Source organism: Pseudomonas sp. SST3 (assembly GCF_003325755.1).
The window spans coordinates 289152-301944 of the sequence record NZ_QORI02000003.1 but is presented as its reverse complement, the minus strand read 5'-3'; the positions used below and the strand labels follow the sequence as shown (position 1 = coordinate 301944).

Genomic DNA, 12793 nt, shown 5'->3' with positions numbered 1-12793 from the left:
CGTACTCGGCGTCGGCGAAGGTCATTTGCTTCATCGGGAAACTCGGGCAACGGGATCGGCGTATTTCACCAGATTCGGGAAGTCTTTTTCAGACCATCCTTAGCAGTTCCAACTTGCTGGACCGCCGCAAAAGCATCACCATAATTAGTGGTGTTTTCGTACTTCAGCCGATTGGCAGTCCCGGTCTGCTCGACCTGGAGCGTACTAAATCCGGTCTGGATCGCATCAACAACGTTGTCCTGACCAATCGATACTACATTCAACGTGTTCTGTACCCAACTTTGGCTAGCATTTAGTCGGTTGCCTGTTCCTTCCTGATGGATAGTCGCGGTGGCTGAAAACTCGTCCCTGCGCTCGTGCTGTTCAAGCACGGCGATATTAGAGGTTCCTTTCTGGTAAATGTCAGCGCTTGCCATACCAGGACGGACTCCATTCACTTGGTAGACCTCAGCTACGTTTAGCGCGCCCACTTGCTCGATGCTCGCCCGGCTACCCTCGCTGCTGGTTCCGGTCTGGTCGGTGAGCGCTCTGTTCTCGGTGCCATTCTGCAGAATGTAAGAACGCTGCATGACGCCGCTCTGCGTCTGTTCTGCGCTGTTATTTGTGCCGATCTGTTCGACGTCAGCCACGTGTTCATTGGCTAAGACGCTGCCGCTTACTGCCACTAAAAGCGTTGCAGCCAAAGGAGTGATTTTTAACATTGGAATCTCCTGTTCGCATTGGATGAGCTCCGTACATCACAGGCGAAGCAAAGGAGAGTGTTGTCGGTCCGTTTAGGTTACGAAATACACCGAAAGAGCCAAACAGAAAGTGCTCGGGGTTAATCCTAGCTGCCATACCATCATGATCGAGTCAGCTCTAGGTTGGTGCCTCTTCATGGCATGAAGTTATTTGCGGCAGTGCATGCCGGTTCGTATCGACCACACATTTGCTTGAAAGCATCCTTCGCGCCTTCACGGCAGTCGCGGTAAATCAGCGAGCCGCGTTCGTAGTTTTGGACTTTCCTTCGGGAGAAGATTGACTTTAGATAGCCGTTGGCCGGTATCACGCTGCCGCTCGCTAGCCAGTAATCGAATTAATTGAAGGAGGTGCGCCACTGGCGTACTCTTTGGTTATCATTTTTAGAGATTCACCGTGGCGAACGTCAACCCTCGCGGGAGTTCGTCGTTGACTCGTTGCAGGTGAAAGAGATCCGCAAGGCGACCGGGCTGACCCAAGCCAAGTTCGCAGCCATGATCGATGTCCAACTGGGTACGCTGCGTAACTGGGAACAAGGCCGACGCGAACCGACCGGACCAGCAAAGGCGCTGCTGCGCGCCATCCATAACGATCCGAAGCACGTCATTCAGGCACTTTCAGCTTAATTCCTATTAGGCGCCCTGTCGGGCATGACTTTGCGCGATGCGCGGAAAAAGGGCGGTCGACTCGACGGATCTAGCCGACTGAGTTGAGATGTCACTATGATGGCGTCTGCTAGATTAACTTTGAAGCGCTATGGATAACCGCAAAAGGTTTTTACCAAGAACTCACCATCGCCATTGCTTTAGGAAGCATTCCTGTTTTTATGGCCTATGGTGTCGGCGGCGTTGAATCGCTGAATACTGCAATCAAAGCTCAGATGCCGTCGGATTTTTTGCTCTGGTAGCTAATGTTTCTACCTGCGCCATACGTTTTGGCAGTCGCTATTGATCGCTGGGTTTGGAAGAAAAGCGATCTAATAAAGGCTAGGTCGACTTTTTGGCGGTCTACTTGGCGAGAAATTGGTACGGCATTCCATTCCCTTTGGCGTGCTTTGGCTGGGGTTCTAATGGCGATTCCAGTGCTGTGGGCGTATGTTGAATACGATAAGTTTCAGCTCGGAAAGGGCGTCTTATTCTTTGGCTTGGGAATCGCACTGTTGGCTCAGTGTTGCTTTTTTCTCGTGCCAGAAGCCTTCTCGAAGGAACATCCTCTTAAGCAGCAGCACAAAGAAGATTCTCGACCCTTTCGACCTTTCGACCCTTTTTCGACACCAACAAAAGCCAGAAACGAAAAAGCCCTGTAAAAACAGGGCCTTATCATGCGGTATCTGGAGCGGGCGAAGGGAATCGAACCCTCGTCATGAGCTTGGGAAGCTCAGGTAATGCCATTATACGACGCCCGCTCAGGGGTGCCTTTGTACCAGAAGGCCGTGTGGAAATGAAGCGGGCTCGCTGGCTTTTCGGTGAGTGGCTCAGATTTGCGCGATTTCGGCTGGTGTCAGCGCGCGGTACTCACCCGGTGCGAGGCCGGCGTCCAGCGTCAACGGGCCCATGCGTTCTCGATGCAGGCTGATCACTTTGTTGTTGAATCGGCCGAACATCCGTTTGACCTGATGGTAGCGGCCCTGGCGCAGGGTCAGGCGGGCCTGGTGCGATCCGAGCAGTACAAGTTCGGCGGGCAGGGTGGTGAGGTTCTCGTAGCGAAAATACAGGCCCTGGGCGAAGTGGTCGACGCAAGTCGGGTCGATCAGGGCATCCGTTTCTACCAGATAAGTTTTGCCTAGCAGGCTTTCGGGTTGGGTCAGGCGCCGCGACCAGAGGCCGTCGTTGGTGATGATTAACAGCCCCGTGGTGTTGCTGTCCAGCCGACCGGCGATGTGCAGCTCCTCTTTTTCCGGTTCATCCAGTAGGTCGAGCACGGTGGGGTGCTGAGGATCGGCTGTGGCGCTGACGTAGCCGGGCGGTTTGTTCAGCATGAAAAAGCGCGCCGGTTTGCCAGCTTGAAGCCGTTCGCCGTCGAGTTCGACACGGTCGAAGATCCGGACGTCATGGGTGCCGTCGCGGATGATGTGGCCGTTGACCGATGCGCGGCCTGAGGCGAGCAGCAGGCGGGCTTGCCTGTGGCTGCAGTGGGGTAGATTGGCGAGGAAGCGGTCGAGGCGCATCAGAGTTCTGCGGGTAACTCGCCGCGGGCGCAGCGTTGGCAGATGCAGGCTTTGTGAAGCGCAACATCAGGAATCTGTGCGCGGGTGCCCGGCGCAATCTCCGCGTCAAAGCACCAGCACGGCTGCGTAGCGGTGGCCGGGTCGGACAGGCCGCATTGGTTGGGTTGGCCGCAAACCGGGCATTTACTAGGGGCGAGGGTCTCGCTCATGGCCGCCTCCGGGCGTCGACAGCGGGTGCTGCGCTGGGACGGTCGAACGGGAATCGGCCTGGGACCAGGCGTGATGTCTGGCTTCCAGGCCGATCATTTCATTACTTCACGCGTTGGCCAGGCTTGGCACCGCTGTCCGGGCTGAGCAGGTAGATATCTTCGCCGCCTGGCCCGGCGGCCAGCACCATCCCTTCGGAGATGCCGAATTTCATCTTGCGCGCGGCCAGGTTGGCAACATACAGGGTCAGGCGACCTTCCAGTTTGCTTGGGTCCGGGTAGGCGCTCTTGATGCCGGAGAACACGTTGCGCTTGGCGTCGCCGATGTCCAAGGTCAGGCGCAGCAGCTTATCGGCGCCTTCAACAAACTCGCATTTTTCGATCAGCGCGATGCGCAGGTCCACGGCAGCGAATTGGTCGAAGGTGATTTCGGCGGCAATGGGCTCTTTGGTCAGCTCACCATTACCGCTCGGCTGGGCAGCGGCTTCGGTGGACGCGAGGTCTTCCTTGGACGATTCAATCATGGCTTCGATCTTGGCGGGTTCGATACGGGTCAGCAGCGGGGTGAACGCGTTCAGCTGGTGGTTGTTCAGCAGCGTCCGGTGGTCATTCCAGGTCAAAGGATCGACATTCAGGAAGCGCTCAGCATCGGCGGCCAGGTTCGGCAGCACCGGCTTGAGGAAGATCACCAGCTGGCGGAACAGGTTGATGCCGGTCGCACAAATAGCTTGGACTTCATCCTGCGTGCCTTCCTGTTTGTTCAATGCCCACGGCGCCTTGTCGGCGATCCAGGCGTTGGCGCGGTCGGCCAGGGCCATGATTTCGCGCATGGCTCGGGCGAAATCTCGGTTCTCGTAGGCGTCAGCAATGGATGGCGCAGCGGCTCTGAAGGCCTCGGTCAATTCCGGCGCGGCATTTTCCGTCGCCATCAGACCGCCGTTGCCTTTATGAATGAAGCCGGCGCAGCGGCTGGCAATGTTGACCACCTTGCCCACCAGATCGGAGTTGACCTTCTGCACGAAGTCTTCGAGGTTCAAGTCCAAGTCGTCCACGCCGCGGCCGAGTTTCGCGGCGTAGTAGTAGCGCAGGTACTCCGGATTCAGGTGCTCGAGGTAGGTGCGTGCCTTGATAAAGGTGCCGCGGGACTTGGACATCTTCTGCCCGTTCACCGTCAGGTAGCCGTGCACGTTGACCGCGGTGGGCTTGCGCAATCCCGCGCCCTCAAGCATCGCGGGCCAGAACAGCGTATGAAAATTGATGATGTCCTTGCCGATGAAGTGATACAGCTCGGCCTTGGAGCCCCTGTTCCAGAACGAATCGAAATCCAGTTCCGGGCGGCGCGCGCAGAGGTTCTTGAAACTGGCCATGTAGCCGATTGGTGCGTCGAGCCAGACGTAGAAGTATTTGCCGGGCTCGCCCGGGATCTCGAAGCCGAAGTAGGGCGCATCGCGGGAGATGTCCCACTCATGCAGGCCTCCATCGAGCCACTCGGCGATCTTGTTGGCGACCGATTCCTGCAGGCTGCCGCCGCGGGTCCACTCTTTCAGCATGGCCTCGAAATCGGGCAGCTTGAAGAAGAAGTGCTTGGAGTCGCGCAGAACCGGTGTCGCGCCAGAGATGGCCGAGCGTGGATCCTTCAGTTCGGTGGGCTCGTACGTCGCGCCGCATTTTTCGCAGTTGTCGCCGTACTGGTCTTCAGCCGCGCACTTCGGGCAGGTGCCCTTGATGAAGCGGTCGGCGAGGAACATGCCCTTTTCCGGATCGAAATACTGAGTCACGGAGCGAGTAGCGATATGTCCGGCTTCGGCCAGGCGGGCATAAATCATCTCCGACAGTTGGCGGTTTTCTTCGGAGTGGGTCGAATGGAAGTTGTCGAAGTTCACTAGGAAGTCGGCAAAGTCGGCGCTGTGTTCGGCCTGGACATTGGCGATCAGCTGCTCCGGCGTAATGCCTTCTTTCTCTGCGCGTAGCATGATGGCCGAGCCATGGGCGTCGTCAGCGCAGACATAGATGCATTGGTTGCCGCGCAGCTTCTGGAACCGCACCCACATGTCCGTCTGGATGTACTCGAGCATGTGGCCAAGGTGGATCGAACCGTTGGCGTAGGGCAGGGCACTGGTAACGAGGATCTGGCGAGCTTCGGACATTGGAAATCTGCAGTCGGGATTGCGAAGTGAGTCGCCAACTATAAAGGTGCGGCGCATTTTTTTCATCCGCACTGGCGCGTCGGTAGTAGGTCGAATGGCTCATGCCAGTCGTCTTGTTCGCCCTGATGGGCCAGGCGCTGCACCACGGGGTAAGATGCCCGCCTGTTTTATTTTGGTTTTTGGGAGTTGTCATGTCAGTCACACGCGAAGCTGTGGAAGCCGTACTGCGTCAGTACACCGACCCTCATCTGAATCAGGATCCGGTTGCGGCCGGATGCCTGCGTTCGGTCGATATTCAAGGCGATTGCGTTAGCGTGCGGCTCGAACTCGGTTATGCAGCCGGGCTGTTTCGCGGCGGCTGGGCGCAGATGCTGGCAATGGCGATAGAGCAACTCGAAGGCGTGACGCGCGCCGACGTGCAGGTCGATTGCGTGATCCAGCCGCACAAGGCGCAGGATCAGCTGGAGTCGCTGAGTAACGTTAAGAACATCATCGCGGTTGCTTCTGGCAAAGGTGGTGTGGGCAAGTCCACCACCGCCGCCAACCTGGCGCTGGCGCTGGCGCGTGAAGGCGCGCGCGTAGGTGTGCTGGACGCGGATATCTACGGGCCTAGTCAGGGCATCATGTTCGGCATTCCCGAAGGCACTCGCCCGGAAATCCGTGACAACAAAGCCTTTATCCCGCTGGAAGCGCACGGCGTGCAGATCATGTCGATGGCCTTTCTCGCTGATGACAAGACGCCGATGGTCTGGCGCGGCCCGATGGTGTCCGGCGCCTTGCTGCAATTGATCACCCAGACCGCCTGGAATGATCTCGACTATCTTGTCGTGGACATGCCGCCGGGCACCGGCGACATCCAGTTGACCCTGGCGCAAAAAGTGCCGGTGGTAGGGGCGGTGATCGTCACCACGCCACAGGATCTGGCGCTGCTGGATGCGAAAAAGGGTGTGGAGATGTTCCGCAAGGTGAACATCCCCGTGCTGGGCGTGGTGGAGAACATGGCTATTCACATCTGCTCCAATTGTGGCCATGCAGAGCATCTGTTCGGGGAAGGCGGGGGCGAGAAGCTGGCCTCTCAATACAATGTCGAGTTGCTGGCCTCGTTGCCGCTGTCCATGGCCATCCGGACGCAGGCCGATGCAGGCAAGCCGACGGCCATTGCCGACCCGGAAAGCCAGATCGCCATGATTTATCAGCAGATGGCGCGCGCAGTGGGTGCGCGGATTTCCCAGAGCGGGCAGATTATTGCGCAGTCGATGCCGAACATCATGGTATCTGATGACTGAACGGCGATAGGCGGGCGGCGGCTGGCGCTGCCCGTAGCTCCGATGGTTCGGCGTTCAGCCAATTGCAGGCATAAAAAAGCCCCGCCGAAGCGGGGCTTTTTCAGAGAAGCCTCAGGTTAGATAACCTGAACTTCCTCAGCTTGCATGCCCTTCTGGCCGCGGGTAGCGACGAAGGAAACTTGCTGGCCTTCTTTCAGGCTCTTGAAACCGTCGCCCTGGATGGCGCGGAAGTGTACGAAAAGGTCGTCACCGGATTGCGGAGTGATGAAGCCGAAGCCTTTCTCATCGTTGAACCACTTAACGGTACCGGTTTGGCGATTGGACATTTGAAATGTCTCCTTGAACAAGGTGTAGAGATGATTTGAACGGGCAAATACCCCGAACGGTGACTGTGTGCAAGGAGTTAAAGGAGTCGTAGCAATGATCGGATCGAAATCTAAACATGTAGCGATTCACGGTGACACATGCAGCAGCAGCCAATGAAAGATACCGCATTTCCGTAGCAATGCGAGCATTATTTTCAGTTTCTTCCCAGCACCGGACGGGCGCGGCGCACGGTCCCAGGCGACGGCCTTTGAACAGGCCTCACGGGCTCGGTAAGATGCACGCCTTTCTTTGACAACTACCAGCCAAATCAGGACGCCCGCCATGAGCATCAAATCGGATAAGTGGATTCGCCGGATGGCCCAGGAGCACGGCATGATCGAGCCCTACGTCGAGCGCCAGATGCGCGGCGAGGGCAGCGAGCGCCTGATCTCCTATGGCGTCTCCAGCTACGGCTACGACGTGCGCTGCGCCGATGAATTCAAGATCTTCACCAACATCAATTCGGCAATTGTCGATCCGAAGAACTTCGACGAGAAGAGCTTCGTCGACATCAAGAGCGACGTCTGCATCATCCCGCCGAACTCCTTCGCGCTGGCGCGCACGGTCGAGTATTTCCGCATCCCACGCAACGTGCTGACCATCTGCCTGGGTAAAAGCACCTATGCGCGCTGCGGCATTATCGTCAACGTGACGCCGCTCGAGCCGGAGTGGGAAGGGCATGTGACGCTGGAATTTTCCAACACCACCACGCTGCCGGCGAAGATCTACGCCAACGAGGGTGTAGCGCAGATGTTGTTTCTGGAGTCGGACGAAGAATGCGAGACGTCCTATCGCGATCGCGGCGGCAAATACCAGGGGCAGCGCGGCGTGACGTTACCCAAGGCATAAAGCCTTTCTGGAGCGCCTGGCTGAATCTATCGATGCGGGCAGTAGCTGGGATGCCCGCATTCTGATCTTAAGACCTGCTCGCCGCCATGCCGATCACCAGGGTAGTGTTTCGCCCTGATAGTCGATGAAACGATGGCCGCCCTGGCCAACCGCGCGGGTAACCTGCTCGACCATCCCGCGGCAACTGGTTTCGATATCCAATGGTGCTTCAGCGCCGCCCATATCAGTCTTTACCCATCCAGGATGCATCGAGAGTACGGTCAGACCCGTCGCTTCTCCAAGGTCGGCGACGAAAGTACGGGTCAAGTGGTTGAGAGCCGCCTTGCTCGCGCCGTAGAGCGGCATGCCCATCCCGGGACCCGCTTCGACGCTGCCCATGATAGAGCTCATGAAAATGATGACCCCGGTGCGCGGATCGACCAGAGGCAGCATGCGCCTGGCCAGCCGCACCGGCGCGACCGCGTTGGTCATGAACAGCTGGCTGACCTCCTCGCGACTGGCCGTTTCAGCCGAGAGCGTGCGAGCGCCGGAAGTACCCGCATTGATGTAGAGCACGTCGAGCGTGGTCCCGGACAGCTGCCGGGCGAGGGCGTCGACACCCTCTGCATCGTCTATATCAAGCGGTTCGATGCGGATATTGGCGATGGCCTTCAGTTCACTCGCACGCTGCGGATCACGGGCGGTCGCGATCACCTGCCATCCTTCGCTGGCGAATCGCTTGGCTAGACCCAGGCCAAGCCCTCTTGATGCGCCGATGATTAGAACTGTTTTGGACATGGGAGAAGCTCCGAGAGAGGGCGGGGTAGCCAGCATACCTGGCTCTGCTCCGGAGTTGCCTGCCGGGGCCTGGCCGCGAGTGCTGTACCGCTGAAACAAAAATGCCCGCATCACCGGGATGCGGGCACTTCGGTTGCGAGCGTCACGGGGCGGGTGAGCTGTCCCGTGTTGCTAGCAGGGTGACTCAGCCAGCGAAGTTCTTCGCGACGAAGTCCCAGTTCACCACGTTCCAGAATGCTTCGACGAATTTCGGGCGAGCATTGCGGTAGTCGATGTAGTAGGCGTGTTCCCAGACGTCGCAGGTCAGCAGCGGCTTGTCACCAGCGGTCATCGGGTTGCCGGCACCGATGGTGCTCGCCAGGCCGACGCTGCCGTCGGACTTCTTCACCAGCCAGGCCCAGCCGGAGCCGAAGGTGCCGATGGCGGTCTTGGTGAACTCTTCCTTGAACTTGTCGAAGTCGCCGAAAGCGGCGTTGATGGCATCAGCCAGGGCGCCGGTCGGCTGGCCACCGGCGTTCGGTGCCATGCAGTTCCAGAAGAAGGTGTGGTTCCAGACCTGAGCGGCGTTGTTGAAAATGCCACCGGATGAGGACTTGATGATGGTTTCCAGATCCTTGCCTTCGAACTCGGTGCCCGGGATCAGGTTGTTCAGGTTGGTCACGTAAGCTTGGTGGTGCTTGCCGTGGTGGTATTCGAAAGTCTCGGCGGAAATGTGCGGCTCGAGGGCGTTCTTTTCAAACGGAAGCGGCGGCAATTCGAAAGCCATGGTGTATCTCCTGCTCAGGTGTCGAGAATAGATGCGGCTCGGAAGGAGGCAGTCTGCGCTGGTGTCCAGCGCCTCGCGGAACGGAGAAACTACTGCACTGATGTTCGTCCGTTTACGCCTGTCTTTCCCTTCGCTCGCTACATGCGTGCGCATTCTTTCGGCCGTTCACGGGCGGCCGTTGTGGCGGGCTGAAACGTTCCGCTCCATGCCCGCGAATCAAGGATCATAGCACCCAGCCTGCGGCAAAACCACGCGCCAACTGTGTGGGAAAGCCGAAGCCAGAGCCCCGCAGCCGAGGCCTGCGCAGGGCTTGTGGTGCTTGAGACCCTCTGCGTGGACCGCTGATTGGCGCGGGCGTTCCTCAGGCAACGAAAACCAGTTGCGCGGCGACGGCGAACATCATTCCCGCCACGCCCAAGTCAATCAGGCGCCAGGTCAGTGGCCGTGCGAGCCAGGGCGCCAGCCAGGCGCCGCCAAGCGCAAGAATCAAAAACCACAGCGTTGATGCGCTCGCTGCGCCTAGGGTGTAGGCGCCAGGCTCGGGCTGTTGAGCGCCGAGCGAGCCGATCAGCAGTACCGTATCGAGATAGACGTGTGGGTTGAGCAACGTCACCGCCAGCGCCGCGACCAGGACGCTCTTTAACGAGCGCTGACCGTGTTGAGCGTCTTCCGTTAAGGCTTGGGGACGTGCAGCACGACGCAATGCGATGACGCCGTAGGACAGTAGGAACAGCACGCCACCCCAGCGTGTGATCTGAAGCAGCAGCGGGTTTTCCGCCAGTACCGCGGCGAGGCCAAAGACTCCCACGCTGACCAGCACGACGTCGCAAAAGATGCAGAGGGCAGCGACCGGCAGGTGGTGCTCGCGGCGCAGACTCTGCGCCAGGACAAAGGCATTCTGCGCGCCGATGGCGATGATCAGGCCTGCCGCGACCAGTAACCCGTTGAAATAGCTCTGCCACATAATGCTCTGCCTGAGTTGCGTTGAAGATGGCTCGCAGTTTCGGCAGCTCTGAAGTATAAGGAAAACGAAATATCGTAATGCTATATAAGGAAACTGATGTTCGACTACAAGTTGCTGGCCGCTTTGACAGCTGTGGTCGAGCAGGCTGGGTTCGATCGGGCCGCACAGGCGTTGGGACTGTCGCAATCGGCGGTATCTCAGCGCATCAAACTGCTGGAGGCGCGGCTCGGGCAGCCGGTGCTGCTGCGTGCCACACCGCCTCAGCCGACTGAAGTTGGACGGCGCCTGCTCAATCACGTGCAGCAGGTACGTCTGTTGGAGCGGGATCTGCAAGGCCAGGTGCCAGAACTGAGTGAAGGCCAGCTGCCCGAGCGGTTGCGTATTGCCCTTAACGCCGACAGCCTTTCGACCTGGTGGGCCGAAGCGGTGGCGCCGTTCTGCACGGCAAATGGCGTCGTGCTCGATCACGTGCTGGAAGATCAGGACGTAGGACTCAAGCGTATGCGAGCAGGGGAGGTTGCCGCGTGCGTATGCGCCGTGGAGCGGCCGCTGGCGGGTGCGCGCAGTCAGTTTCTCGGAGCCATGCGTTATCGCGCCCTGGCCAGCCCAGCGTTCATTGCGAGGTATCTAAATGATGGTCGACCGTCGGAAGCGTTATTGCGCGCGCCGGCAATCGTGTTCGGTCCGGATGATCAATTGCAGCATCGCTATCTGGCCTCGTTGGGCCTGAGCGGTGCCTTCAGTCATCATCTGTGTCCGTCATCGGAGGGTTTTGTCCGGTTGCTGCAAAGCGATCTCGGTTGGGGGCTGGTGCCGGAGCTGCAAGTGCGAGCGGAGATTTCTAGCGGGGCGTTGGTCGATGTGCATCGCGGCAATCCGATCGATGTACCGCTCTATTGGCATCACTGGCGCAATGGCGGCGAGCTGCTTGCCGAGCTTACCCGGCAGCTGACAAGCTCGGTGAAGCAGTGGCTCGTCAATTAACGGTTCAGGTCACGGCGCGCTGGCGGCGATAGATGCGCGTCGGTGGGCCATGCCGTCCACGGCTATCAGGGGCAGCGACGGCTTCGTCACCAGGACGGGTGGAGGCATGTCGCTAAGTGGCCAACTGCTTGCCGAGGTCGCGAATCGTTTCATCACCTGAATAAAGGCACGCCGTCAGCATCGCCTGGACTGCACGATCTTGAGCCGCTGCTGCGCCAAACGCCTGCTGAAGGTGCGACATATGCCTGTCGATGCCGCTGATGTGGCCCGGCTGAATCGTTATACTGCGCGCTGTTTCTCGCTTCGCGCCATCAAAGGTAACCCATGCGCAACGATGCTCACGACGAACTGGACAACGTACCCAGTCTGACCGCCGGTCGCGACCGCGACCCCTATCCTGCGCCGGAGCTCGAGCCAATCAGCAAGCCGGTCAGCCACGGCCCGGATGACACGCGGCCGCGGCAGAAGCGACGCGCTGTCAGCACCGCGCCGCTGTGGATCATGATCGTGGCGCTGTTCGGCTTGTTGGCGGCACTGGGCTGGTGGAGCACGCAGCAGGTTTCCAGACTCGAGGCGCAGCTGGTCGCCACCCAGGAAAGCTTTGCGCGCATCAGCGAAGACGCTACCGGCCGCCTGCAGGACATTTCCGGGAAGATCGTGGCGACTGAATCCAGCGTCACCACAGAAGGCGAAGCCTTGAAGCTGCGTATCAAGCAGCTGGAAAAGCAGGTTTTGGATCTGGCGGAGCAGCAGCGGGCAATCACTACTCAGCAGCAGAGCCTGACCGGCCGGCAGGGTAATCAGGATAAACGCCTGGACGATCAGGGCTCCCGCGTCGAAAGCGTGGCCACCGAGCTGCGGGGCCAGCAAAACACTGTCGCAACGCTCGCAGAGACGGTCAAGAAGGTTGCCGGAGAACAGGCGACGCTCGAATCGTCGGTGGCTGGTCTGAAGGGATCGGTGGATGAGCTGGGCAAACTGTCGGCCCGGATCGATGGGTTGAGCAAGGATATCGCCGCGCTGAAGCAGCGAGGCGACAGTAGCCAGGCGATCAGCCGGCTCGAACAGGATGTGCTGATCCTGCGTAGCGAACTGGACAACCGGCCCGCTGCTACGCCTGGCGTCAACACATCCGAGTTCGATGCATTCCGCGCGCAGATGACTCGCAATATCAGCACGCTGCAATCCCAGATTGCCAACCTACAGGAGCAGATCGACCGTCGCTGAGCAGGCTTCGTCTACTCCACGGAATGCAAGAAGCCGCTACATAAGATGTAGCGGCTGATTCCGATTCGCCGAGTGCGATTCACTCCGTTCGGCAAGCTCACCACCTCCCCAATCAAGCGGTTGGTCGCTCCCGCGCCGAGCCACTTCGCCCCGCCATCTAACGTTGAGATTGCGCAGACGCTGTATGCGCTATGTGCGGCAGGTCGCTACATGGAAGAAATATTCGCGCGAGCCTATGGATTAATCGATTGCCGCCGCTAACCGAGTATCCCGACTCGCTGTTCCGTCCACCCTGGACAGTCCGGGGTCTTGATTG

At 59.1% G+C, this 12793-nt stretch carries 13 protein-coding genes and 1 tRNA gene; 5 read left to right on the top strand and 9 right to left on the bottom strand.

What is annotated here, in order from left to right; genetic code table 11:
- Window positions 1-65: 65 nt before the first annotated feature.
- Window positions 66-701 (bottom strand): hypothetical protein, encoded by a 636-nt coding sequence (locus DQ405_RS05075; protein ID WP_168423195.1) that lies wholly within the window; start codon window positions 699-701, stop codon window positions 66-68.
- A gap of 378 nt (window positions 702-1079) precedes the next feature.
- On the opposite strand from DQ405_RS05075, the gene DQ405_RS05070 reads away from it, so the two are divergent.
- Window positions 1080-1364, top strand: coding sequence for a helix-turn-helix domain-containing protein (locus DQ405_RS05070; RefSeq protein WP_168423194.1), 285 nt, complete (start codon window positions 1080-1082; stop codon window positions 1362-1364).
- A gap of 705 nt (window positions 1365-2069) precedes the next feature.
- Here DQ405_RS05070 and DQ405_RS05065 read toward each other — a convergent pair.
- The 4 genes from DQ405_RS05065 to metG form a co-directional block, all read right to left on the bottom strand.
- Window positions 2070-2143 (bottom strand) — tRNA-Gly (locus DQ405_RS05065).
- 69 nt (window positions 2144-2212) lie between these two features.
- Window positions 2213-2905 (bottom strand): pseudouridine synthase, encoded by a 693-nt coding sequence (locus DQ405_RS05060; protein WP_168423193.1) that lies wholly within the window; start codon window positions 2903-2905, stop codon window positions 2213-2215.
- On the bottom strand, window positions 2905-3114 hold the full coding sequence (locus tag DQ405_RS05055; protein ID WP_168423192.1) for a cysteine-rich CWC family protein: 210 nt from the start codon (window positions 3112-3114) through the stop codon (window positions 2905-2907). The genes DQ405_RS05060 and DQ405_RS05055 overlap by 1 nt, the downstream gene beginning before the upstream one ends.
- A 101-nt stretch (window positions 3115-3215) precedes the next feature.
- On the bottom strand, window positions 3216-5258 hold the full coding sequence (gene metG / locus DQ405_RS05050; RefSeq protein ID WP_168423191.1) for a methionine--tRNA ligase: 2043 nt from the start codon (window positions 5256-5258) through the stop codon (window positions 3216-3218).
- Window positions 5259-5449: 191 nt separating this feature from the next.
- On the opposite strand from metG, the gene apbC reads away from it, so the two are divergent.
- Window positions 5450-6544, top strand: coding sequence for an iron-sulfur cluster carrier protein ApbC (apbC, locus tag DQ405_RS05045; RefSeq protein WP_168423190.1), 1095 nt, complete (start codon window positions 5450-5452; stop codon window positions 6542-6544).
- 116 nt (window positions 6545-6660) lie between these two features.
- Here the strand turns inward: apbC and DQ405_RS05040 are convergent, their stop codons facing one another.
- On the bottom strand, window positions 6661-6870 hold the full coding sequence (locus DQ405_RS05040) for a cold-shock protein (protein WP_003282211.1): 210 nt from the start codon (window positions 6868-6870) through the stop codon (window positions 6661-6663).
- A gap of 322 nt (window positions 6871-7192) precedes the next feature.
- Between DQ405_RS05040 and dcd the strand changes: the two genes are divergently transcribed.
- On the top strand, window positions 7193-7759 hold the full coding sequence (gene dcd, locus DQ405_RS05035) for a dCTP deaminase (protein WP_045161043.1): 567 nt from the start codon (window positions 7193-7195) through the stop codon (window positions 7757-7759).
- A 93-nt stretch (window positions 7760-7852) separates the two neighbouring features.
- On the opposite strand, the gene DQ405_RS05030 is transcribed toward dcd, so the two are convergent.
- The 3 genes from DQ405_RS05030 to DQ405_RS05020 all read right to left on the bottom strand — a co-directional run bounded on the left by DQ405_RS05030 (window position 7853) and on the right by DQ405_RS05020 (window position 10266).
- Complete coding sequence (locus tag DQ405_RS05030) at window positions 7853-8536, bottom strand: SDR family oxidoreductase (protein ID WP_168423189.1); 684 nt, start codon at window positions 8534-8536, stop codon at window positions 7853-7855.
- 184 nt (window positions 8537-8720) lie between these two features.
- Window positions 8721-9302, bottom strand: a complete 582-nt coding sequence (locus DQ405_RS05025; protein ID WP_168423188.1) for a superoxide dismutase — start codon at window positions 9300-9302, stop codon at window positions 8721-8723.
- A gap of 361 nt (window positions 9303-9663) precedes the next feature.
- Window positions 9664-10266 (bottom strand): LysE/ArgO family amino acid transporter, encoded by a 603-nt coding sequence (locus DQ405_RS05020; RefSeq protein ID WP_168423187.1) that lies wholly within the window; start codon window positions 10264-10266, stop codon window positions 9664-9666.
- Between the two features lie 96 nt (window positions 10267-10362).
- Between DQ405_RS05020 and DQ405_RS05015 the strand changes: the two genes are divergently transcribed.
- Both DQ405_RS05015 and DQ405_RS05010 read left to right on the top strand, forming a co-directional pair.
- A complete protein-coding gene (locus DQ405_RS05015) occupies window positions 10363-11250 on the top strand; it encodes a LysR family transcriptional regulator ArgP (RefSeq protein ID WP_168423186.1) in 888 nt (295 codons plus the stop codon).
- A 324-nt stretch (window positions 11251-11574) separates the two neighbouring features.
- The gene (locus tag DQ405_RS05010; protein ID WP_168423185.1) at window positions 11575-12477 is read left to right on the top strand and encodes an ATPase; all 903 of its coding nucleotides are present in this window, start codon (window positions 11575-11577) and stop codon (window positions 12475-12477) included.
- The last annotated feature ends 316 nt before the right edge of the window (window positions 12478-12793 follow it).